At 58.2% G+C, this 24,069-nt stretch carries 20 protein-coding genes; 17 read left to right on the top strand and 3 right to left on the bottom strand.

The window, feature by feature from the left end; genetic code table 11:
- Window positions 1-312: 312 nt before the first annotated feature.
- The 8 genes from rapZ to rpsT all read left to right on the top strand — a co-directional run bounded on the left by rapZ (window position 313) and on the right by rpsT (window position 9,247).
- Window positions 313-1,227, top strand: a complete 915-nt coding sequence (rapZ, locus tag NML54_RS04140) for an RNase adapter RapZ (RefSeq protein WP_254756041.1) — start codon at window positions 313-315, stop codon at window positions 1,225-1,227.
- 108 nt (window positions 1,228-1,335) lie between these two features.
- Complete coding sequence (locus NML54_RS04135) at window positions 1,336-2,388, top strand: gluconeogenesis factor YvcK family protein (RefSeq protein ID WP_254756040.1); 1,053 nt, start codon at window positions 1,336-1,338, stop codon at window positions 2,386-2,388.
- A gap of 108 nt (window positions 2,389-2,496) precedes the next feature.
- Window positions 2,497-3,462 (top strand): DNA-binding protein WhiA, encoded by a 966-nt coding sequence (gene whiA / locus NML54_RS04130; protein WP_254756039.1) that lies wholly within the window; start codon window positions 2,497-2,499, stop codon window positions 3,460-3,462.
- 220 nt (window positions 3,463-3,682) lie between these two features.
- On the top strand, window positions 3,683-4,840 hold the full coding sequence (locus tag NML54_RS04125; protein ID WP_254756038.1) for a ComEA family DNA-binding protein: 1,158 nt from the start codon (window positions 3,683-3,685) through the stop codon (window positions 4,838-4,840).
- A gap of 65 nt (window positions 4,841-4,905) precedes the next feature.
- A complete protein-coding gene (locus tag NML54_RS04120) occupies window positions 4,906-6,900 on the top strand; it encodes a ComEC/Rec2 family competence protein (RefSeq protein ID WP_254756037.1) in 1,995 nt (664 codons plus the stop codon).
- A gap of 127 nt (window positions 6,901-7,027) precedes the next feature.
- On the top strand, window positions 7,028-8,062 hold the full coding sequence (gene holA / locus NML54_RS04115) for a DNA polymerase III subunit delta (RefSeq protein ID WP_254756036.1): 1,035 nt from the start codon (window positions 7,028-7,030) through the stop codon (window positions 8,060-8,062).
- 15 nt (window positions 8,063-8,077) lie between these two features.
- Window positions 8,078-8,722, top strand: a complete 645-nt coding sequence (locus NML54_RS04110) for a type II toxin-antitoxin system PemK/MazF family toxin (RefSeq protein ID WP_254756035.1) — start codon at window positions 8,078-8,080, stop codon at window positions 8,720-8,722.
- 261 nt (window positions 8,723-8,983) lie between these two features.
- A complete protein-coding gene (gene rpsT / locus NML54_RS04105; protein ID WP_005505969.1) occupies window positions 8,984-9,247 on the top strand; it encodes a 30S ribosomal protein S20 in 264 nt (87 codons plus the stop codon).
- A gap of 161 nt (window positions 9,248-9,408) precedes the next feature.
- Here rpsT and NML54_RS04100 read toward each other — a convergent pair whose 3' ends face one another.
- Window positions 9,409-9,954, bottom strand: a complete 546-nt coding sequence (locus tag NML54_RS04100; RefSeq protein WP_254756034.1) for a tyrosine-type recombinase/integrase — start codon at window positions 9,952-9,954, stop codon at window positions 9,409-9,411.
- On the opposite strand from NML54_RS04100, the gene NML54_RS04095 reads away from it, so the two are divergent.
- The 8 genes from NML54_RS04095 (at window position 9,935) to hemW (ending at window position 20,243) form a co-directional block, all read left to right on the top strand.
- Window positions 9,935-10,762, top strand: coding sequence for a hypothetical protein (locus NML54_RS04095; protein WP_254756033.1), 828 nt, complete (start codon window positions 9,935-9,937; stop codon window positions 10,760-10,762). The two genes, NML54_RS04100 and NML54_RS04095, sit on opposite strands and share 20 nt — an antisense overlap.
- Entirely contained in the window at window positions 10,752-11,144 is a 393-nt protein-coding gene (locus NML54_RS04090) for a hypothetical protein (protein ID WP_254756032.1), read from the top strand. Before NML54_RS04095 ends, NML54_RS04090 begins: the two co-directional genes overlap by 11 nt.
- A 374-nt stretch (window positions 11,145-11,518) precedes the next feature.
- A complete protein-coding gene (locus NML54_RS04085) occupies window positions 11,519-11,854 on the top strand; it encodes a hypothetical protein (protein WP_254756031.1) in 336 nt (111 codons plus the stop codon).
- A gap of 1,396 nt (window positions 11,855-13,250) precedes the next feature.
- The gene (locus NML54_RS04080; RefSeq protein WP_254756030.1) at window positions 13,251-14,273 is read left to right on the top strand and encodes a PAC2 family protein; all 1,023 of its coding nucleotides are present in this window, start codon (window positions 13,251-13,253) and stop codon (window positions 14,271-14,273) included.
- 96 nt (window positions 14,274-14,369) lie between these two features.
- Window positions 14,370-16,211 (top strand): translation elongation factor 4, encoded by a 1,842-nt coding sequence (gene lepA / locus NML54_RS04075; protein ID WP_371260001.1) that lies wholly within the window; start codon window positions 14,370-14,372, stop codon window positions 16,209-16,211.
- 182 nt (window positions 16,212-16,393) lie between these two features.
- Entirely contained in the window at window positions 16,394-17,845 is a 1,452-nt protein-coding gene (locus tag NML54_RS04070) for an Eco57I restriction-modification methylase domain-containing protein (protein ID WP_254756029.1), read from the top strand.
- A complete protein-coding gene (locus NML54_RS04065) occupies window positions 17,842-18,798 on the top strand; it encodes a BsuBI/PstI family type II restriction endonuclease (RefSeq protein WP_254756028.1) in 957 nt (318 codons plus the stop codon). Before NML54_RS04070 ends, NML54_RS04065 begins: the two co-directional genes overlap by 4 nt.
- A gap of 158 nt (window positions 18,799-18,956) precedes the next feature.
- A complete protein-coding gene (hemW, locus tag NML54_RS04060) occupies window positions 18,957-20,243 on the top strand; it encodes a radical SAM family heme chaperone HemW (RefSeq protein WP_254756027.1) in 1,287 nt (428 codons plus the stop codon).
- Window positions 20,244-21,020: 777 nt separating this feature from the next.
- On the opposite strand, the gene NML54_RS04055 is transcribed toward hemW, so the two are convergent.
- Together NML54_RS04055 and NML54_RS04050 are read right to left on the bottom strand one after the other, a co-directional pair.
- A complete protein-coding gene (locus NML54_RS04055; RefSeq protein ID WP_254756026.1) occupies window positions 21,021-21,440 on the bottom strand; it encodes a DUF4870 domain-containing protein in 420 nt (139 codons plus the stop codon).
- A 268-nt stretch (window positions 21,441-21,708) separates the two neighbouring features.
- Window positions 21,709-22,578: a DUF3097 domain-containing protein gene (locus NML54_RS04050; RefSeq protein WP_254756025.1), complete on the bottom strand. Its 870-nt coding sequence runs from the start codon at window positions 22,576-22,578 to the stop codon at window positions 21,709-21,711.
- A 265-nt stretch (window positions 22,579-22,843) separates the two neighbouring features.
- Here NML54_RS04050 and dnaJ point away from each other — a divergent pair, with 265 nt between their 5' ends.
- Complete coding sequence (gene dnaJ / locus NML54_RS04045; RefSeq protein WP_254756024.1) at window positions 22,844-23,980, top strand: molecular chaperone DnaJ; 1,137 nt, start codon at window positions 22,844-22,846, stop codon at window positions 23,978-23,980.
- Window positions 23,981-24,069 lie beyond the last annotated feature (89 nt).

Raw genomic sequence — 24,069 nt, 5'->3', positions numbered from 1 at the left:
TACGTATTTTCAAAGCCCGTGCGATGCCTCCTGCGAGGAGGTATCGTGCGGGCTTTGCTGTACCCTCCGTAGCTCTGCCGCCGGCCTCTTTCTGTAGACCGCCTCTTTTTGTAGACTCCCTTGGGGGAGCATTATGCGCAAGCACTTGTGATGCAGGTTTCTTTCTTCTGGGGTTCCTTCTGGGGTTCCGCCGGGGGAGCATCTCATATTTCTGTCATACTGGCGAAATTTCTGACCATACCCCCGAACCGTCAGATAAAGGTCTTGTATCATGGCATAGAGAGTATTTCGCGTTGAAGGGGAAGAAGCACCATGCCCGAGAATCAGAGCAAGCCCGCCACGGTACAGTCCGCCCAGAGTGAGAAGCGTCCTCAGATTCTGGTGATCACCGGTATTTCTGGTGCAGGCCGCAGCACTGTCGCAAATGTACTGGAGGATGAGGGCTGGTACGTTATCGATAACATCCCGCCGCAGATGCTCGGTTCCCTGGCTGATTTGGTCACCCGCGACGGTGCACGAGTTCCGAAGGTGGCGCTCGGTATTGACGTTCGCGCCCGCGCACTGTTCTCCGATCTTCCCGCTGCGATTGAGACTCTGCGCAAGTCCGATATTGACTTCTCCATGCTCTTCCTTGACGCCAAGGATGAGACCATTATTGCCCGCTACGAGGCTCAGCGCCGCCCGCACCCGCTGCAGGGTGAGGGCCGCGTCCTCGACGGTATCCGCGCTGAACGCACTCTCTTCGAAGATCTGCGCCTCGCTTCTGACCGCACCATTGACACCACCGGCATGAACGTGCACGAGCTGGCTCGTACTGTGCGTGAAATGTTTGCTGAGGGTGCGGATAAGAAGCTGAACCTGACCGTGATGAGCTTCGGCTTCAAGTACGGTGCGCCTTCGGATGCTAACTACATGGCTGATATGCGTTTCATCCCGAACCCGCACTGGGTTCCGGAGCTGCGCCCCCTGACCGGTCAGGACGCCCCGGTGCGCGACTACGTGCTGGAGCACGCCGGCACCGAGGAGTTCATCGGCAACTACCTTGCGGCTCTTCGCCCCGTGCTTGAGGGCTACCGCCGTGAGGGCAAGTACTACGCCACCATCGCAATTGGCTGCACCGGTGGTAAGCATCGTTCCGTGGCTGTGACGGAAGAACTGGCTCGTCGTCTCTCTGCTTTCGGTGAGCTGAACGTGAATGTTCAGCACCGCGACAAGGGCCGCGAGTAAGTTCCGCCCGGCGCGTCCCAACCACCGCGTCGTGTTTCATTAGCCGCCGTCCGGCCCCGCACCCGTGGGGCCGGCATACCGTTTCTTCCGGGTATGTGAGGTATTACTATGTCCACCCATTCGACCAGTTATGACACTCAGGGTATTCCGCGCCTGCCGGCTCTGCCGACTCAGGCTTTGCGCCTGCTGAAGACCACGCACCGTTCGCCGAAGGTCACGGCGATGGGCGGCGGCCACGGGCTGTACGGTTCCCTGTCTGCGTTGCGCCACGTCACGCCTGATTTGACGGCTGTTGTGACGGTTGCTGACGATGGCGGTTCGTCGGGTCGTTTGCGTGAGGAGATGGGTATTCTCCCTCCGGGAGATTTGCGTATGGCGCTTTCTGCGCTGTGTGATGACACCGATTGGGGTCGCACGTGGCGTGATGTGATGCAGCATCGTTTTAGCGCGCCCGAGGGTTATGAGGGTGAGTTCCCGCTGGATTACCATGCTCTCGGTAACCTGCTGATTGCTACTCTCTGGCAGCTTCTGGATGACCCGGTTGCTGGTCTGGACTGGGCGGGTGCCCTGCTAAATGCGCGTGGCCGTGTGCTGCCGATGGCGTTGGATCCGATGGTCATTTACGGCACTGTGCTGCGTGAGCATAACGGTGGCGGTATTGAGCGTGTGAAGGTGGTCGGTCAGGTGAACCTCTCGAAGGAGGAACGGGTTCACGATATTGGTCTGACCCCTGAGAATGCTCGCCCCTGCCCGGAGGCGCTCGCCGCTATTGAAGAGTCCGACTGGATTGTTTTGGGTCCGGGTTCGTGGCGTACGTCGGTTCTGCCGCATCTGCTCTTGGATGCTCAGCGTGAGGCGATTATCCGTACGGAGGCGTGCCGCTGCGTGGTTATGAACCTCTCCGACGATAAGGAGACGGTCGGCTTCACCCCGGCAACGCACTTGGATTTGTTGCGCCAGTACGCCCCGAAGCTTCACCTTGACGCGGTGATTGCTGACGCTGACATGCAGGCTGATCACCGTTCCGAGCTGGAGCGTGAGGCTTCTGCGATGGGTGCGAAGGTTGTGTGGGCGCATCTGCGTTCGAGCTCCCAGCCGAATGTGCACGACCCGCTGAAGCTTGCGGCTGCGTATAACGAAGCGTTTGAGCTGAGCTCTTAGGTTTACTGGCTTGGGTTTGCTGCTCAAGTGTGTTGCTTGAGCTGGCTGTTATGTGCGCCCTTTTTCCTGATTTTTAGACTTAAACACTACGCCTAGAAGGACCTGTTCATGGCATTAACCACGCTCGTCAAGGACGAACTCGCCAACTACGAGGCAACGAAAGTCTCTGCTCGTAAGGCAGAAATCTCTACGATTCTGCGTTTTACCGGAGGCCTGCACATTGTCTCGGGGCGAATCGTGGTGGAGTCTGAGGTCGACCACGAGGCAACCGCCCACCGCATGCGCCGCACCATCGCGGAGATTTACGGCCACGACTCTGAGCTGACCAGCGTCAGCGGTGGTGGTCTGCGTCGAGGCGGCCGCTACATTGTGCGTGTGGATCACGGCGGTGAGGCGCTGGCTCGCCAGACCGGTCTGCTGGATTTGCGTGGCCGCCCGGTGCGTGGCCTGCCTCCGGCCGTGGTGAACGGCTCCCGGCAGGACGCTGAGGCGGTCATTCGCGGTGCGTTCTTGGCGCACGGTTCGCTGACTGAGCCGGGTCGTTCCTCCTCCCTGGAGATTACCTGCCCCGGTCCTGAGGCGGCGCTCGCGCTGGTGGGTGCGGCTCGTCGCCTGGACATTATTGCGAAGGCACGCGAGGTGCGCGGCACCGACCGTGTGGTGGTGCGTGACGGCGAGACGATTTCGCAACTACTGGAGCGTATGGGTGCGACTGGCACCCTGACCATGTGGCGTGAGGCGCGCACCCGCAAGGAGGTTCGTGCGACCGCGAACCGTCTGGCAAATTTTGATGATGCGAACCTGCGCCGTAGCGCTCAGGCGGCTGTTGCGGCGAGCGCCCGCGTGGAGCGCGCCCTGCAGATTCTGGGTCATGAGGTTCCAGATCATCTGCGCTATGCCGGTGAGCTGCGTGTGCTGCATAAGCATGCGTCGTTGGATGAGCTGGGTCGTCTGGCTGATCCGCCGATGACGAAGGACGCGGTTGCGGGCCGTATTCGTCGCCTGCTGGTGATGGCTGATAAGCGTGCTTCGGAGCTGGGTGTTCCGGGTACTGAGCTGCCGCGCGGGGAGTAAGCGAAGGCTAGATTCTGCTATTAAACGGCACGGGAAGCTCGTGTGGCTGAGGTGTTTGTGACGGTTTTATGACAAACCAAACCCCTCCGTTTTTGAACAAAACCGCATATTTTTCAAAAATGAGCCTGTGGATGGCCCCTCTCGCACTGTGCGAGGGGAGTTATCCACAGGTTCTTTGCGTGCGCTCGTGCGTTCACGCGCGTGAGCCTAGGGTAGGGGTATGACAAGCATGACCCCCAACCCCGACCAGAACGCTGTACAGAGCCCGGTGCAGAATAGTGCAGCCCAGCAGGGCGGCACAACTCAGCAGGGCGGCGTGCAGCGTAGCGCCCGCTCCCTGATGAACAGCCTCTACCGCAGCCCCCGCGCCCGTAAACACGGTGCGCCGGATGCTGAGGACACCGTGCCGCTGGCAATCTCAACTGAGGTAACGCCCGCGGAGGTACCAGCCGAAGAAACACCTGCCGAGCCCTCGGCATCCCAGCCGGAGTCGAATGGTTGGGCTGAATGGGATCAGCAGCCCGATTGGACCGAGGTGGACGATTGGGCGGAATGGGAGCAGGCTGATCAGCCTGGCACCACCCGCAGTACCCGTTGGGGCTTGTCGCCACGCGTGCTGCTTCTGGTGGCGGTGTTGGCATTGGTTACCGTGGTGTGGGGTGTGACCCAGTTTTCGGCGGCGCCGCGTGCCGAGCAGGTCGCCTCCTCGAGTGCTTCCGCTGAGTCGGTGCAGGCGGTGGGGGCCCCGCAGAGCCCGGGTGCTCAGCCCGGCACCCAGTCCACTGCCCAGCCGGGCGCTAACCCGAGTAAATCTGCGCAGGGTGGCGCCTCCAGCGAGGGTACCGTGCGGGTGCATGTGGCGGGTGCCGTGAACAATCCCGGCGTGTACACGCTGCCCGCGCAGGGTCGTGCCGTGGATGCGATTGCCGCCGCCTCCGGTGCCGCAGCGGATGCTGACCTGGACCGCGTGAACCTTGCCGGTGCGCTCAGTGACGGGGTGCAGATTTATGTACCGCATCGTGGTGAGACGGCTGCTCCAGCGCAGATTCAGCCCAACGGTGGCACGGCAAATGCGGGTCAGGGTAACGCGGCGAATGGTGCAGCGCAGAACGGCGCTTCGCAGGGTGGCACGCAGCCTCAGCCTGCGCGCACGCTAACTCCTGCAGGCAGCGCGCAGAAGGGCTCAACCCCGGTGAACATTAACACTGCCACCGCTGAGGAGCTGCAGACCCTGCCGCGTATTGGTCCGGCAATGGCTCAGCGTATTATTGCCTGGCGTGAGGCGCACGGCGGTTTCCGTAGCGTGGATGAGCTGGATGCGGTGCCCGGCATTGGTCCGTCGATGCTGGAGAATCTGCGCCCGCTGGTGACGGTCTAATGCGCCGGCAGAACTGCAGGCCGAACCGCCAGCACGCAGGGGAGCAGAAACTCTTTCCCGGTTCCTTGCGCCTTACCCGGTGCTTCACCCGGTCCGCGGCTACGGCGTATGACCGTGCCCGCTACCGCTGGAGCATCGGCGCTGAACGGTGGCGCACCCGCCGTGATGAGCAGGAGCTGCGCGCCCAGGGAAGCCTCATACACCTGGACCTTCGCCTGAGTTTCACGGTGCTGGCGCTGTGGGCTTTTACCGCGGCGGCGCTGACCGTGGGCACGTGGCGGGTGGTGCATCCGCTGGCGTGCGGGCTCATTGCCCTGCTGGGGTGCCTGGCGATTCTGCTCTTCTTTCCGCCGCGTGCCGTGATGCCCTACAGCCTGCTCTTTCGCACGACCGGTCAGCTGGTTTTCCTGGCGTGTATTGTCACGGTTCAGGCGGTGCTTTTGTGCGCTACGGGGGTGGATGCATCCCGCGCCACCCTGCAGCAGGTGCAGGGTGCTTCGCTTCGTCTGAATGGCACGGTGGAGCAGGTTCGCCGCGTGGATCCGCGTACTACTCTGGTGGTTATTAAGCTGGAGGAAATTCAGGGGCGGAGAGTGCGTGCGTTGGTGAATGAGAGGGTGCGCGTGTACCGGCGTGACGGTTCGGCAAAGAGCGCCGCGCAGCGGCTGGAGGCAAGTTCGGCGGCGAACTCGGCGGCTAAGCAGCAGGGGAGCGGCACCGCGCGCTCGCAGGCAATTTATCCGGGCATGAAGGTGACCGCCCTCGGTACGGTGGAGTTCAACGGTTCCACGGCGAAGCTGAGCGGCGCAACTATTTTTCCCGCCTCCGGTGCCGGGTCGAACGCTGTCACCCGGACGGCGGCGGAGCCATACCTGTCCACGCTCAAGGAGCAGCTGCGCGCCCGCGCTCTGGACGCCCTCGGCACGGAGTCTGCGGCACTGGTTTTGGGTACCGCCTACGGGGACGATTCGCTGATGAGTTCCACCGCGCGGGAGGAGTATAAGCTCAGCGGGCTCAGCCATATTACGGCGGTGTCCGGGGCGAATATTGCCATTGTGTTTTTGGGTGCGTACCGGCTGGTGTTGGCGGTTCGCCCGTACCGTTTCACCAGCGCATACCTGCTGTTCCGTTCCTGGATGCAGCGGTTGCGGGGGAGAGGCACGGCTCGTTCTCGCTGCCCCGCGTACCCCCGTCGCCCTACCCACTCTCAACAACCTACCCCGTCAAATGCCCACGCCCTGCCGCCGCTTGTGTACCGGCTGAGTACCCTCGCCATTCCGCACCGCGTCATGGTGCTGTGCGGGGTTGCGGCGGTGCTCGCCTACGCCATGTTGCTGGACTCTGAGGGTTCCGTGATTCGTTCCCTCGCCATGGGCCTGCTCGGTGCTTACGCGATGCTACGCGGTTCGGGTCGCCAGTCCTTGGCGGCGTTGCAAACAACAGTGCTGATGTGTCTGCTTGCCGCCCCGCACCTCGCCGTGGATATGGGGTTCGCCCTGTCGGTGACGGCAACCTCCGCACTGATTCTGCTGGGTCCTCCACTGATTCGCCTGCTCATGCGCGTCATGCCTGTGTTCTGTGCGGAAATGCTCGCCGCGCCGATTGTGGCGTCCCTGTGGTGTACTCCGCTGATTTTGGGGATGAGCGGTAAGGTGCCGCTCTATTCGGTTCCGGCGAATCTGGTTGCCGCTCCTTTGTCGCCGCTGAGTATGCTCGCCGGGCTGGTTGCGCTCGGATTCATGCTCCTGGGTCTGCCCACTGCGGCGGATCTGTGCCTGCGTGCCGGTGGCCTTGCCGCGCAGGGCATCGAGTGGGCGGCACACACTGCCGCGCACGCGCCGGGTAACCCGTGGGAGCCCGGTTCGGGCGTGCCCGCGGTGGCGTGTAGCGCCCTCTGTGTGCTGGCGTTGAGCATAGCCCTGTGGTGGGTGGATGCATGCCGCTACCGTGCGGTCACGCACCGGCAGTATTTGCGGGTGGTACCGCAAACCGCGCCCTCCTATCAGCGCCCAATCAGCCCGCCCGGTCTTAACCGACTAACCGTGACCGACTGCCCCTAACCACCGCTAGGAGGCATCTGAGAAGAAAACGCTATGATGGATACTCGAGACTCTACCCACGCAGCACCCCCGTGCGCAGCGGGGCCGAGTTCAACCCGTACCCTGCAGATAAAGGCGAGTGATATGCGTGTCCGAGCGTAAGCATTCAACCCAGCGTGGTGGTTCCCGAGGTTACGCCCGCCGAGGCGGCCCCGCCCTCGACACCGCGTGGCGTACCGTCACCCCGGCACCCGCCGTCATGCTCTACGGCCCGGAGGAGTACTTCGCCTCCCGCGCTGCAGCACGCCTGCGTGAGCTGTTCCGCAGCATCCACCCGGAGGTAGACCGCGTTCAGATTAACGCCGCCACCTACACGGCGGGGGAACTGATCCTGCACGCTTCGCCCTCCCTGTTCGGTTCGGCGAAGATCATTGAGGTTGAGAACCTCGCCTCCATGAGTGACGAGTTTTTGACCGATACGCTCGCCTACCTGAACGCCCCCGAGCCGGACATCATGCTCATTCTGAACCACTCGGGCGGTAACCGCGGCAAGAAGCTCATTGACCTGGTGCGCTCCCAGTTCGTGCTCATTAACTGTAAGGCGCTCAAAACCGACCGGGAGAAGAGCGAGTTCTTGGCGGGGGAGTTCGCTACCGCCCAGCGCCCCATTACCGGCGGGGCTCTGGCGTTGCTGACGGCCGCCGCTTCCGACACCGCGGAGCTTGCCGCCGCATGCCAGCAGCTGCTCTCAGACGTACCCGGCGACATCACCGAAGAGGCAGTGAACCGCTACTACGGCGGCCGTACCGAAGTCACCGCGTTCCGTGTAAGTGATGCCGCGATTTCCGGTAACGCCCCGGAGGCTTTGCGTCTGCTCCGCCACTCCCTTGCCACCGGCACGGAGCCGATTCCGATGCTTGGCGCGCTCGCCATGCGTATCCGCAATATTGCGCGCGTACACCACGTGCGTATGAGCGCTAACGAGCTGGCGCGTGAGGTGGGTATGTCACCGTGGCAGGTTGAGCAGGCTCAGCGTGACGGCCGCCGTTTTACCGGCGCCCAGCTGGCGCATATTGTGCAGCTTCTGGCTGATGCGGACGCCCAGCTGAAGGGCGAGTCGCAGGACGCGGTGTATGCGGTGGAGCAGGCTGTTTTGGCGATTGCTCTACCTCCGCGCCTGTAGTGCATAATAGAGCCCATGCTCGAAATTCTGAAGAAAATTTTCTTTGCCCTGCTGCCCTTCCTGCAGAAGGCGGCAGAGGATGCCCTCAACGACGCTACTGCGTCTAAGGGCGGCTCCGAGTCCTCCCAGAAGAGTGAATCCCGCAAGGATGAATTTCGTCAGCGTGAATCTCGTCAGGGTAAGGCTCGCACCTCCGGCTCTTCGGCGCCTAAACCGAGCGCCTCGAAGTCTTCCGCACCGGCTTCGACCGTCGCATCCGACGGTTCGGATTACCCGGGCGATTACCGCGACATGATCAACTTTGAGTACTCGCCCTCCCTGGACGGCGACGCTGACCCGGGTGAAATCGTGTGGACGTGGGTTCCTTTCGAGGAGGACCACTCGCAGGGTAAGGACCGCCCGGTGCTTCTGGTGGGTCGTGACGGTGAGTACCTGCTAGCGTTGATGATGACCAGCAAGGACCACAATAACCGTGAGCACGCTGATTCGAACTACCTTGATATTGGTTCGGGTCCGTGGGATCCGCAGGGCCGCGCTTCTGAGGTGAAGCTGAACCGTGTGATTCGTGTTCGCCCGGATTCGATGCGCCGTGAGGGTGCGATTATGCCGAAGGATACGTTCCGTCTGATTGAGCGTGCGTGGACTCGCCGTAACGGCTAACGCCCTGTGCCGGTAGTTTCACCGGCGACTGGTGTCGATTATCTGCGCCGGATGTGGAGGCTGCGTGTAGCGGTTTTCACAGTATTTTTCTCTCCGCGGGGGTCTGTCGTGGAGGCTGTTCATCTGGTATTATGTGTGGTTGAGTGTCCGATGGTCATCGGGCACTGCTGGCCGGTTGCCATAGGCATCCCCACGCCGCTCAGTCGATGATCGGCCAGCGTCGCCCTCACCGACCAATAAGACAAAACAGAAAGTTTAATTGTGGCTAACATTAAGTCTCAGAAGAAGCGTATCCTCACCAACGAGAAGGCTCGCCTGCGCAACAACATTGTAAAGTCCGAGCTGAAGACCGCGACCCGCAAGGTCAAGGCTGCTGTTGAGGCACAGAACCAGGAAGCTGCTGTTGAGGCTCTGCGTTTTGTGAACCGTAAGCTGGACAAGGCTGTTTCCAAGGGTGTTCTGCACAAGAAGACCGCTGCAAACAAGAAGTCCGGTCTTGCTGCGCTGGTAAACAAGGCTTTCTAATGTGAGAGCGCACACGTAACAGGTGTGCAAACTATATGAACCCCCGTATTTCCTCTAGTTGACTAGGGGAAATACGGGGGTTCTTCTTTTTTCGCCAGGTTAAATACTGGTTCATTTTTGGGGTTTACTGGTTTCAAAATTGGGAGTAAATTGTGACCAATCTACGCCGCCGCCAGCCCCTCCAGCGCTTCCGCAAAGACCGCCTGCCGGTCACGCGCCACATACGCCGATAACGTCTGCGCCTCCGAGGCGTGACCCAGCTGTGCAGACGCCTCAGCCAACCCGAGACGCTCATCGAGGAAGGTTGCTGTGGTCTTGCGGAGTACATGCCAGGTCACCCACTCTAGCTCGGAGCCTGTCAGTGCCCGCTGGAGGTAGTTTCTTGCTGAGTTGTAGGCGAGTGGTGCCCCGCCTTGCTCGAACACGTGCACGGCGCCGTCCCGGGCTTCTGAGTGCCGCCTGCGGAGCACATCGAGCACAAAGGACGGCACCTGCAGGGTGCGGGGCTCGTGAGTCTTTGTGTCCGCCTGCCAGCCGCCCTTCTGAATGAGCGTGCCGGCTACCGTAACCGTCCCAGCGTCCAGGTCTACGTCCTCCCATCGGAGCCCGGAACCCTCACCCCAACGGCACCCAGTACCAAGCAGAATGTCGACCAGATCGGGCAGGTACCCCGAGTAGGGGCGGGTTGTGGGCAGGGCGGCAACCAACCCGGACGCATATAAGGGCAACCACCCCAGGGATTGGGTTGAGCAGGAACTGACCGAGCGTGCCGCCGCCGGCTCGCCCGTGCTGATCTCGAATAAGCGGGACGAAGCCGCCGCCTTCACCGTGACAGATGGTGCGGATGAACAGCATCTGGAAGCTGTGACTGATGAGCTGGAGTCATCCCAGCGGCGTGGCTTCGAGGCGCAGGCGTTCAAGGAACATAACGGGTTTATGGCAGAAAGGGGGTTCGCTTCTGTGGATGGTCAGTATCCGAAGAAGATGGGCTCTTCGCGGCGTTCCCGGCGTAAGGGGCTGCCCGAGGTGCAGGAGTGGCAATGGCCGCCACCCGGTGTTGAGACTGTTCCGCGTGCTTCTGTGAAGGTGCCCGAGTATCGGCTGACTGATGAGGATATGCGGCATATCTGGGAAGGCGAGCCGAACGGGCTAGACGGTGGGCATCGTCCTGAGAGTACTCACCGGAATAAGGTGAAGTTCCCTCCGGGGTGGACGAAGCAACGGGCACGAGAAGCTGTGCAAAAGCTGCTAGATTCTCCTGACATGGTCTCTGTTAAGTCCTACGGGAGTGGGACGGCTGGGGTTAAGCTGTTAGGGGTTATAGACGATATTCTTTTACATGCCCGTCTTGAGATTATCGGTAGTCGCACTATACTTCATGCTGCTTTTCCGATGAAGGGTGTTGATTGTCGAGCTAATTTGGCTGATACTGGGGTAGAAGTACTTGCGCCTTTAAATATCTCCTCGGATATTAGAAGGCTCCTACAGGAAAATGAGTGGAAGCATGTGGGTTAAAGATATCGACGTTAGTCCCCAGCAGGCGTATTATGCTGAAGACTCTGCTACTACTTTTAACTGGGCTTTGACCGATACGGAAGAAGGCGGGCATTACGGTGTCGGCTTCTCCGGTTATGAGCGGATGCAAGCGGAAGAGAACCTTATGGTGTCTTCGGATAATGGTTACCCTATGGATCCTGAGCTGTACGTAGATTTCTTGCTAAGCTACCCGTACATTAATTGGTTGAGCAATGACGGTCATGAGAAGCGGCTGGTAGCGGCGGTGCGGAAGCTGAATAAGCGTCCTGAAATCGTTGCCGAGTACGCCCGCCGCGGCATCAAGCCCGTAGAAGGCCCTATTCCCTTCCCGCCCGAACTCACCCCCAGCAACGACAACTAGCCAACCCACACAGGGGGGGCGCCACACCATCAGGTGGGCGCCCCCTTTTGCTATGCCACAAAAAACATACGCTACTGAAGAGTTCGACTATGAGGCTCATCTAGACCTCCTAAAGCGTTAGATTTATATAATTAGAAGCCCTATGCACGGTGTGCATGCACGGAGCTTTTGTGTACCCAGTTTTGAGTTTTCCACTGTACGCAGCGGCACCGCCCGCCCGGTGACGAAACCGCTTGCGGTTTGTGGAAGAGCCCGTATAGTGGGAACTATCGGCGGTACCGCACACCGCCCGCGCCTATCATGAGCGCCCTAAGCGGCGTTGCAAGCAGCGCCGGTGTGGGTACACATTTTTGCATATTATCAGGAGATTCCCCATGAGTAGCGAGATTGCAGAAGAAGCTTACGATTATCGTGAAGACCCCGATTATTGGCGTGCCCCGTTCGATTTTACGAAGCCCATATCTGATGCAAATACTCCGGAGGGGTGGATGCGTGCTGAGTTGAAAGGGCGTTTTTTCAACGCTCCGGTGGCACGCCCCGGTGCCGAATATGAGTGGGGTTTAGCAGAGATTAAGCGTAGGTATGAAGCTAAGGAATTCCCCTTCAAATATAGCGAAGTAACCAGCTTGTATCGTGAGAAGGTGGCTAATGGCGAGTTGCCGGATGTTTATGCTGGCACTCCATACGATTTGGCGCTTTTGCCTTTCTAAAACTTGCGGGGTACCTAAGTACCCCTCTGGCTTAAGGGCGGAGACCCCCTGCGTTTCCCCTCCTCTAAGGGGAACGCAGGGGATCTCTTTTTCGTGTATACTTGGGCTCAAGGAGTTAGACAATTCCCCTGCAACCCTGAGCCTCACCTATTGGTGCGGCAATAATGCTTGGGCGGCCGCGGCTTTATGCTTCGGTCTAAAGGACCGTTCGGGGGCGTCACTGGCTAACTCCTTATAACTTTTGTGAAAGGCATCCTGCTAAGTGGCGGGGTGCCTTTTGCTATGCCCAGAAGGAACCCTAAAGATGCGGTGCATGTGTACCATGCCAACAGAACTCAGTAAGAAGCTAGACTAGAATACTCACATGGAACCTGAAAAATCCCTCCGACGCTGAGCGACCCTATCACCTTCTGCGTAACTAAGATTACGCCGCCGGCACCAGCTAATAAGGCTGAAGCCATGAAACGCCAATGGGTTCTTGAGGAGCGCTTTAAGCGGGGGTCGCATGTCCAAATGCGTTCTATCGCACGCGAGTATGACGAGCGTACCGCAGCCGGTGAGGTTCTTATCCCAGAGAGAATTCCACCGTTTCCCCCAATAAACGGAGCTTGATCAGGATAACCACATATTCTGATGTCCTATGAAACTGCCAGCATCATGTGTCCGTATCTGGAAGATGTGAAATTACTTGGGGCAAACCTATTTGCAGGCTACGTTAGGTCCCCGCGTAATCGGTTCAGAAGCTAATTGCCCCAGTAGCATTGTTACCCTTGCAGATTGTATGCACATCTTTCAAATCGCAAAAATTAAACTATCGAGGAATCGAGGCAGAGAGGACATCATCCCGCCCACTAATTCGGACCTCTAGACTTGTAGCCGTCTGATGCGTAGCTTCGGCCTTATCCTTGGCTTTCTGCGACCCATTGGAGTAGTAGCAAGCCAGTAATACAAGACAAATGATGAAATAGGAAGATAGATTTTTGTGTATACGCGGCGTCAAGGAGTTAAACGACCCCTCTGAAACCCTGAGCCTCACCTATTGGTGCGGCAATAACGCTTGGGCGGCCGCGGCTTTACGCATCGGTCTAGAAGACACCGGAGGCACCACCGGTTATCTCCCAATAACTTTTGCGAAAGGCATCCTGCTAAGTGGCAGGGTGCCTTTTGCTATACCCGCACGCCGTGGTTTTATGACGCACAGATTTCGGGGAGGCACCCGCCCGGTGACGAAACCGCTTGCGGGTCGCGTGGGAGCCCGTATAGTGGGAACTGTCGGCAGTACCGCACGCCGCCCGCGCCTATCATGAACGCCCCAAGCGGCGTTGCACATAGCGCCGGGGGAGCGAGCACCGCCGATACACACTACACAACCACCGACCACGAGCTAAGGACAACGATGAGCCAGCCTAACTTCCCTCCCGCCCGACTCTTTGACGCTTTCGCCAAGCCCGCCTCCACAGAACAGCCCGCGAAGAAGGGCCTGCTCGGCAAGCTGCGCCTGAGCGAATCCTCCGAAGAGGACAACTACACGACCGTCATGCTGGTCGGCTTCAACTCCGCGAAGGAACCCCCGGGCAACGGCGAGGACGCCCTCGACGTGATTCACCGCGCGTTCGACCCGTGCGACGAGAGCCCCGGCTTCGACATGGACGACTTCTACGACTATGCTTCCGTCGCCCCGCAGCTACAGAACAGCGACGACTCCGAATCCACGGTTCTGGTGTGGCCCAAGATGTTCTACAACATGGTCACCATCCCGGAGCGCCGCCTGCGCCTGCTCATGGTGACCGGCCCCGCCCCCAGCCTGTGCCTGCAGCGGTTCATGACCCGCTTCTTCAAGTACGTGAAGAAACTCCACGTGGACCACGCAATCTTCGTTGAAACCTTCGAGGATCAGGTGGCTCACACCCGCCCGTACCCGTACACGCTGACCACTTACGACGAGAAGCTGGCGGCAATCCCCGGTATTCTGCACGAGGACTACACCGGTTCTACCTCGGTGACGATGGCGATGTCTGCGCTTGCCGCTGAGCACGGCCTGCGTTCCTCGGTCATGCTGCGTATGAGCATTCCGGGGTATCTGAGCTTTGACCAGCAGAACCCGCGCGCGGTCGTGAGCCTGATCGAGGCGCTGGAGGTTATCCTCGGCATTAAGGTCGAGTCTGAGGAGTACGACCGCCTGCGTGCCCACGCTGATGAGTGGGAGGCGGAGCTCGCCGAAGAAATGGCGAAGGACTACGAGAAGGTTGAGCTCGTGCGTGAGATTGAGCAGAAGATGGATTCGACTCTGCGCACTGTCTCCGGTGAGGTGATTGCCGAGGATATTGAGGGCTACCTGGATTCCCTCAGCGCTGCCTCCGAGAGCGTAAATCCTGCCGATGATGGTGCGGAATCCGCGGAGGATTCTTCGGAACGTTAGGTCCGTTCGCACATATGGCGCGGGTATGGGAAAATGATAGGTAACTATGCCCATACCCGCAGCCAGCATCTCGAAAGGATGATGTGATTGGCACCCATGTCGAAGAACCCGCCCGTTCCGGCGGCGACCGACCCCGCGATTATTCGCAACTTCTGCATTATCGCCCACATTGACCACGGTAAGTCCACCCTCGCAGACCGTATGCTGCAGGCCACCGGCGTGGTTGCCCCGCGCGATATGAAGGCGCAGTACCTGGACCGCATGGATATTGAACGTGAACGCGGTATCACCATTAAGTCTCAGGCTGTGCGCATGCCCTGGGATGTTGACGGCACCTCCTACGCGCTGAACATGATTGACACCCCCGGCCACGTGGACTTCACCTATGAGGTGTCCCGCTCCCTGGCTGCGTGTGAGGGTGCGCTTCTGCTTGTGGACGCCGCCCAGGGTATTGAGGCTCAGACCCTGGCGAACCTGTACCTGGCGATGGAGAACGACCTGACCATCATCCCGGTGCTGAACAAGATTGACCTTCCCGCGGCTCAGCCCGATAAGTACGCTGAGGAGCTGGCGAACCTGATTGGTTGCGAGCCGGACGAGGTTCTGCGCGTATCGGGTAAGACCGGTGAGGGTGTTGAGGCTCTGCTGGACCGTATTGTGGAGGCGATTCCCGCCCCGCAGGGTGACGCATCCGCCCCGGCGCGTGCCATGATTTTTGACTCGGTGTACGACTCGTACCGCGGCGTGGTCACCTATGTGCGTGTTGTGGACGGTAGCCTGCAGCCGCGTCAGAAGATTAAGATGATGTCCACCGGCGCTGAGCATGACCTGCTTGAAATCGGTGTGATTTCCCCTGAGCCTGTCCCGTCGAAGGGCCTGGGCGTGGGCGAGGTGGGTTACCTCATTACCGGTGTGAAGGACGTCCGTCAGTCCCGTGTGGGTGATACTGTCACCTCCGCCGCGAAGCCTGCGCAGGAGTCCCTGGGTGGTTATGAGGATCCCAAGCCGATGGTGTTCTCTGGTCTGTTCCCGATTGATGGTTCGGACTACCCGGCGCTGCGTGACGCGCTGGATAAGCTGAAGCTTAACGACGCCGCGCTGATTTACGAGCCGGAGACTTCTGCCGCTCTGGGCTTCGGTTTCCGCTGTGGCTTCCTGGGTCTGCTGCACCTGGAGATTGTGCGTGAGCGCCTGGAACGCGAGTTCAACCTGGACCTGATTTCGACCGCACCGAACGTTATTTACGACGTGGTGGATGAGGCTGGCAACGCTAAGCGCGTGACCAACCCGAGCGAATTCCCCGAGGGTAAGGTCGCGACGATTCGCGAGCCCATGGTGGCGTGTACGATTATTGCCCCGAGCGAGTACATTGGCGCGATTATGGAGCTGTGCCAGGCTCGCCGCGGCCAGATCGGCGGCATGGATTACCTGTCCGAGGATCGTGTGGAGATGCGTTACCGCCTGCCCCTGGCAGAGATCGTGTTCGATTTCTTCGATCAGTTGAAGTCCCGTACTCGCGGTTATGCGTCGCTGGACTGGAAGTTCGACGGTGAGGAAGAGGCTGACCTGGTGAAGGTCGACATCCTGCTGCAGGGTGAGAAGGTGGATGCGTTCAGCGCCATTACTCACCGCGATAAGGCGTACTCGTACGGTCTGATGATGACTTCTAAGCTGCGTGAGCTGATTCCTCGTCAGCAGTTTGAGGTGCCGATTCAGGCGGCTATCGGTTCGCGTATTATTGCCCGCGAGAATATTCGTGCGATGCGTAAGGACGTTCTTTCGAAGTGTTACGGTGGCGATATTTCGCGTAAGCGTAAGCTGCTGGAGAAGCAGAAGGAAGGCAAGAAGCGCATGAAGATGGTGGGTCGTGTGGAGGTTCCTCAGGAAGCCTTCATTGCGGCACTGTCTTCGAGCGAGGAGAAGGAAAAGAAGAAGTAGCCTTCGCTGCTGTAGCTTTTCCGGCTGTGTGCTGACCTGTTGATTGTGGAGAACCCGGCTGGTGCCTCGTGTACCGCCGGGTTCTCTGCTGTCTAACTTAGAAAACACATCAATTTGTGTCGGACATTCCTGAGATGACGAACTGACTTGGCACACATCAGGGGTGCAGTTACCCTTGAAGTATGGAATTTGTGGAACGCGCTGAAATACGACGACAGCAGGCTATGAGCGCTCTCGATGAGAAGAGTCAAAGCGACCAAGGTCAGTTTTTTACCCCGCTCGCAGTCGCGCAGATGATGGCGCAGATGTTGCCTCTTCCAGCTTCTAATAAAGTTCGTATCCTAGACCCTGGCGCAGGATCTGGCATATTGACAGCAGCAGTTGTGGACCGATTTACACGCGAATCTCCGGAAACCAATCTTGAGATCATTGCTGTAGAAAAAGATTCTGAGCTCATCCCTGCGTTGAAGAATACTCTGAAAGATTGTTCTCGTCCCGGGGTGCATCTTGAATACGTTAATCAAGATTTTATTGAATGGGCTTTGCAAGGTCAGAGCCTGTTTGACTATGTTATTCAGAATCCACCGTATTTTAAGATTGCAAGTAAGTCAGAAGTAGCCCAAATTCTACGCTCGCACGGGTGTAATGTGCCCAATATGTATGCTGCCTTCATGTCCTTAGGCGAGCACCTTTTGAAGGATGGTGGCTATCAGGTGTCCATTACTCCGCGTTCATGGATGAATGGAACCTACTACACTGCTTTTCGCCAAGATTTACTCAAAGAATCTAGTATTGATTCTATCCATAGTTTTGAGTCCCGTTCTTCTGTTTTTGGAGAGTCTGGAGTACTCCAAGAAACAGTTATCACTGGTATGTATAAGGGAGTAGCAAAATCTCATGTGCAGCTAAGTGTATCGCATGACCATAAGGGAACAGCCTCCACACGTTCGGTTCCGTACACTCAAGTTGTAACTGGTGATTTTATCTTTGTCCCCAACACAGATTATGACGGGGAGATTATTGAGCGAATGTCCCACGCCAAGGAAACGTTATCCTCTTTAAACCTGAATGTTTCGACGGGTAAAGTGGTGGGTTTCCGCTCTCGTGAGATTCTTCTTGAGAATCAACTTGTCGGTTCGCTGCCTCTCATTCATGCTTCCCATATATTTAATGGACAAGTAATCCACCCTCTTGAATCTTGTAAGAAAGAACAGTGGGTTGATGGGTTCCATCCAAATACGGCAAAAAATGTTATTCCGCCAGGCTGGTATGTCCTTGTAAAGCGTTTCTCTGCAAAAGAAGAGAAGCGTCGCATAAGCGCAGCCTTGTACCATTCGAATAATTTGTTCGCAATAGATAATAAAGTGAATTATATTCACAATAATGGCTCGGGTCTTGAAAAGGACATCGCTATAGGAATTGAGCGATGGCTAAATTCAGCCCAAGTAGACGATTATTTTCGCATTTTCAGTGGGCATACCCAGGTAAATGCTGGGGATTTGCGTCAACTTCCGTTTCCGTCAATAAGTTCTTTGAGAAAGCTTGCCCATTCAAAACAACCGACTCAGGACATTTCTGAGATTCTTTCAGGTAATATCGGATCTCTACAAATTAAGAAGGAGAAAGCCGTATGAGCATACATGAAGAAGCTAGAAGGCTTTTGAAACTCTTTGAGTTTGATGAAAAACGAACTAACGATATGGCAGCAAGGACTCTTCTGTCGCTGTTGAACCTCCGTGAAGGAGATACCTGGGATCAAGCAACAAATAATCGAATCGGAGTGCGTGGTCTAATGGATTGGATGAGAAATAATCTTGATTTCCCAATTGCAGAAAACTCCAGGGAGACTATACGCAGAGAGGTTCTTCATCAGTTTGTAGCAGCAGCTTTTTGCGAACACAATGATGATGATCCGGATCGCCCGACTAATTCATCAAAAAATGTATATAGGGTTAGCCCCAATGCGCTAAGTGTGATTCGCATGTATTCAGGAAGCAATGATGATACTTCTAGTGAATTTCGTATTGCTCTTGAAGAATATCTAGCATATGCTCCGAGCCTAGTGGAATTGCAACGTGAAGAGCGTAAAATACACAAGATTCCGGTTCGTATGCCCTCGAATGAAATTGCATACATTAACCCCGGCGGTCAAAATAAATTAATTAAATCTATGGTTGAGGAATTTTGTCCTCGTTTTGCACCAGGGGGCCAGGTTCTGTATATAGGTGACGCGGATAGTAAAACATCAAATTATAACAAAGAGTTACTTTCCTCTCTTGGTATTAATCTTGATATGCACGGAAAGATGCCTGACTTGGTTGTGTACCAGAAGGATAAAAACTGGCTCTTTTTAATGGAGGCAGTAACAACTCATGGTCCAGTAAATCCTCTCCGCAAGAAAGATTTGGAATCACTTTTTGGAGGGTCGGAAGCTGGAATCGTGTATGTTTCCTGTTTCCCGAATCGACGAGTACTCCGATCTCACCTAATGGATATCGCTTGGGAGACAGAAGTCTGGCTGGAGAGCGACCCGACTCATATGATTCATTTCAACGGCTCACGATTTATGGGGCCCCACGAAAGCTAGACATATGAGAACCCGGCTGGTGCCTCGTGTACCGCCGGGTTCTCTGCACGCCGTCTGTTGATATTACCCGCCTGCTGATACTACCCGCCTAGCCGCATGCGCGGTGCCCATATTTGATCCCCCCCCCCCGACCTCTACACCTAGTTCCAGGAGGCAGAATGCCCGCCCAGCCCACCGGCGCCCCCGCACCCCGCGACGGGCGCATCCCCGCCACCAGCGCGGCAGGATGCGAAACCCGCGACTTCAGCCTCTACGTACACATCCCCTTCTGCTCCGTACGCTGCGGCTACTGCGACTTCAACACCTACGCCACCGAAGACTTCGGCGACGGCATCGGCCTCGGCACCTACGCCGACGATGCCATCGCAGAAATCCTCTTCGCCGCCCGTACCCTCGAAGCATCCGGCGTCGCAAAACGCCCCATGCACACTGTCTTCTTCGGAGGCGGCACCCCCACCAAACTGCCCGCCCGCGACCTCGTGCGCATCCTGCAGGCAGCCATCGACGTATTCGGCCTCGTCGAAGGCGCAGAAGTCACCACCGAAGCGAACCCCGACTCCGTAACCCGCGAAGACCTGCAGACCCTCAAGGACGGCGGTTTCACCCGCGTCTCCTTCGGCATGCAGTCCGTCGTCCCCGAGGTGCTACAGGTACTCGACCGCACCCACACGCCGTCGAACGTGCCGAAGGTCGTCGCCTGGGCTAAGGAGGTCGGCCTGCAGGTGTCCGTGGACTTGATTTACGGTTCGCCGGGGGAGAGCCTGCAGCAGTGGGAGCGCAGCGTTCGCGCCGCAATTTCCTACGAGCCGGACCATATTTCGGCGTACTCGCTGATTGTGGAGGACGGCACCAAGCTCGCTGCGCAGATCCGCCGCGGCGAATACACCATGCCCGATGAGGACCTCATGGCGGACATGTACCTGCTCGCCGAGGAGCTACTCACCGAAGCCGGCTACCAGTGGTACGAGGTGTCCAACTACTCGCGCAGCGAGGACACCCGCAGCGACCACAACCTTGCCTACTGGCGAAACCAGGACTGGTGGGGCATCGGCCCCGGCGCGCACTCGCACGTGAACGGTACCCGCTGGTGGAACGTGAAGCACCCGGTGCCCTACGCGCAGAAGGTGCGTGCGGGGGAGTCCCCGGCGGCGGCACGTGAGGTGCTGGACACCGCCACTCGTGCTTTTGAGACGATTATGCTCATGATCCGTGTGCGTGAGGGCTTGGCGATGCGCGAGCTGCTCGCCGTGCACGATGAGGCGCAGCTGGGCGCATCCCTGCGCTGGCTGGTTTCTCAAGCTCTGATTGAGCCTGATGCTTTGAATTCTCAAGCTGAACCTGACCTTGAAGCTCACGTGCGACTAACCCTCAAGGGCCGTCTTCTGGGCGATGCGGTCACCCGTGAGCTACTCCCGGAGGTCTCGGAAGAGCACGAGGAATACTAAGAAGCACTGGTCTGACAGGGCACTTTTTGGCTAGATCCGCACTCTGATTCGGGTCTGCTGCAAGCCTACTTGAGCTTCACCTCTTGCCGTCTGTAGTCGCTGGGCGCCCCGGTATTGCCGTAATATTTCGTTGATTTCGCGGCGTTTTTGCGGGTCTAGAAAAACTTTTAAAAAAATTTTCGGGGCTGTTTGGAGGGGTTTTGGGGGAGCATCACACCTTACACCAGTGTGCTAATTGTTCGCATTTATGCTGGACTAGCAGAAAGAATATTCCACTCCTTCATACCACTTTTAGAGTGCATATTTTTTGATTACTTTCCTGAGAAAAAATCTTCCAAAACACCCAATTTCAAGTTGTGGTTGAAGGTTACGCTGTGCCATAATAGGTCATGGCAGGACGGTATATATCTAACAGAGTGTTCTCGTCTTTGCTGAAGTTGAGTGAATATGATCGTGGGCTCCTGGTAACAGGGGCCCACGATTGTTTGACAACGATTATCTACAGCAACATTCGGTAGAGTTTGCGGCAATTCACGCGCACTAGGCAAAGAAGCCCCAAAAGAAAAGCCCGGGAAGAAAAGCCTAGCAGAAGAACCGCCCAAGCCCTCCATGCGCAGAAGCAACGGATACAGAAAGCAGCAGGCACAACACAACCCAACGTGGCAGTGCCTCCACCAGTAGCCTGTAAGCCTGCGGCCTTTAGAGCAGAAGTACTTAAACGTAGAACGCCCCGCACACAACGTGCGGGGCGTTCATCGTAAAAGCTATCAGCGCGGTTTAGGACTCTGCGGATTCTGCGTTCTCGGTGGAGTAGAAGCGGTCCAGCAGGCGCGGGTTAATGCGGTAGCTGTACGGCTCACCGCGGTTTACCTCAATACCGGCACGCAGCGACGCAATAGCCATGAATAGCCACACGAGCGCACCCAGGACCATGGCAATGTTGCCCATGCCGGGCATGAATGACACAACCCACAGCGCCACCAGGGCAATGGAGGGCAGGAGGGTGAAGTTCATCGCCTCGCGAGCTTCCTGCTCAGCGAAGGGCGCGTTATTGCGGCTGACGTAGAAAACCGCAGCGGAAGGGATGACGCCGAGAATGCCACCGAAATGCGCCAGAGTCGCACGGTTGCGGTCCTGAATCACGCTAATCTTACGGGTTTTCTGAGGCCCGGTTGCCGGGCGAACATCGTTAGTCACGAAAATCCTGGTTCGATAGAAGTTTCTTGTGGCGATCACCTAAGCCGGTGGATATACCCTCCGAAGAGGCAAATCGTTTGAGCGGTGGCGACCCAGAGTGTAGTGATGTTGCGGCATAACCAACAGTGGCAATGCTACACGCTCAACTATTGTAACGCTTTAGCGGGCAAAACCCACAGGATAATGCCCTCGGGGGTGGGAAAAAGGTTCTGAGCAAATTCACACCTGCGCCCGCAGACGGGGGCGCAATAGCGGGTTTCGGGTGCGGTCAGGCACCCGGCTCGGTCAGAAAATCGATGAGCGATTCAACCGGACCGAGCAGCGTCGGGTCCAGGTCAGCGTAGGAGTCAACGCGGGAGAGGATGTGCTTCCACGCCTGTGCCACATCCGCCTGCGTTTCGTGCGGCTGACCCAGACGACGTAGCGTGCCCTTCTTGAAGTCCTCACCGCGCGGAACCTGCGGCCACGCCTTCAAACCCAGCACCGAGGGCTTGACCGCCTGCCAAATATCGATGAACGGGTGACCCACGATCTTCACGTGCCCGGCGGCACCCGGTACAGCCATTGCCTCGGCAACAATGCGCTGCTCCTTCGTGCCCTCAATCAGGTGGTCGACCAGAATACCCAGGCGGCGGCCCGGTCCCGGCGCGAACTCACGAACAGCACCGGCAAGATCATCCACTCCGTGCAGCGGCTCCACGACAATGCCCTCAACGCGCAGATCGTGACCCCAGACCTTCTCCACGAGTTCGGCGTCGTGTAGGCCCTCAACCCAGATGCGGGAGGCGCGTGCCACCCGAGCCGGGGTGTTCTTCACCGCAATAGAACCGGAACGAGAAATCGTGCGTTTCGGCTCCTTCGCCGCTACCGGGGCGACAATCTCAACGGGCTCGCCCTCAATCAGGTAGCCCGGACCCAGCGGAAAATTCTTTACGCGACCCTTCGCGTCCTCGAGTCCGAAGAACAGGGCGCCGCCGATGCGTTCAGCCTTTACGACCTCACCCACCCAGCCGTTAATATCCTCAATCAGCAGGCCGCGGCGCAGCGGCACCTTACGCGGGGCCGGTGCCTGGCGGCTCATGCGGGCGGCGTTTAGATCCTGGGCACCCCAGCCGTAGGGGGAATGGTGGGTACTCAACGTATTCTCCTTTGGGGCAGTAGGGGCAGCAGAGCCAGTAGGGGTGGTAACAGTACCGGAACCATAAGACAGAACAATCAGACAGAACCGGCGGGTAACTAAAACGGGGTTCGGGACGCATCGCAGATTAAGCGGATAGCGGGAGCGACCCCTATTCAGCCTAGCCATTGTATCGGGTCGGGGGTAGTATCCCCTAGAATTGATACGACCATTGTTGGCGGTGCACTCATCGAGCACCGCCATCGTCTCGAGAGGAAGGAAACGCATGAGCCACTACGATACTCTCGGCGTATCGAACGACGCCAGCCCCGAAGAGATCAAGAAGGCGTACCGAAAAAAGGCACGCCAGCTGCACCCCGACGTGAACCCCTCCGAGGACGCAGCCGAAGAGTTCAAGCGAGTCACCCTCGCCTACGAGGTGCTCTCCGACTCCGAAAAGCGCCGCAACTATGACACCACCGGCGACGAACAGGGCCGCGCAGGCTACCCCGGAGGCGGCGGCTACCCGGGCGGCGGATTCGGCGGCTTCGGCGGCTTCGAGGACCTGCTGAACATGTTCACCGGCGGCGCGGCAGGTGCCCGCGGCCCCGCATCCCGCATGCGTCAGGGCCAGGACGACCTGATTACTGTCTCCATCAGCCTGCAGGACGCCGTGTTCGGTGTTGAGAAGACCATTGAACGTCGCTCCGCCGTGACCTGTAAGTCCTGTAACGGTGAAGGCACCGCAGAGGGCACCCAGCCCGAAACCTGCACCACCTGCTCCGGTCACGGTTTCATGCAACGCCGTGTGCAGTCCATCCTCGGTACCGTCATGCAGCAGGTTGAATGCCCCGACTGCCACGGCTACGGCACCGTCATCAAGACTCCCTGCGCTGAATGTCACGGTCAGGGCCGCGTACGTGAAGACATACCGCTGACCTTCAACGTTCCCGCCGGCGTGCACGACAAGGCGCGTATCCGCCTGCGCGGCAAGGGTGAGGCAGGCCTGTACGGTGGCCCCAACGGCGACCTGTACGTTGACCTGAACGTTAAGCGCGACAAGTACTTCAGCCGCGAGGGCGACAACCTGGTCACCACTGTGAACATCCCCATGGTTGCGGCGGCACTGGGCACCACCATCCCGCTGAAGACCTTCGACGGCGACCAGGAAGTTGCTATCCCCGCAGGCACTCAGAGCGGTGACGTGATCACCCTCAACGGCCTGGGCGCAACCGTGCTCGGCACCGAGCGTCGTGGCGACCTGCTGGTGCGTATCCAGGTGGTCACCCCCACCGACATAACCGAAGAACAGCGTGAACTGCTTCGCCAGTTCGCCGCTCTACGCGGTGAATCCCTCACCGAAGGTTCGCAGGTCAAGCACCGCGGCGGTCTCTTCTCCCGCCTGAAGGACCAGTTCAAGTAGGATCCCTACACCAAGCTGAGGATGCGGCGGGGGGGGGGCATGCAACCCCCCCCCCCCCCGAACCCATTATCGAGGTCGCGCCCACCACA

The sequence above is a fragment of the Rothia gullae genome (assembly GCF_024294905.1).
GTDB lineage: Bacteria > Actinomycetota > Actinomycetes > Actinomycetales > Micrococcaceae > Rothia.
This window is presented reverse-complemented; position numbering and strand designations above follow the sequence as displayed.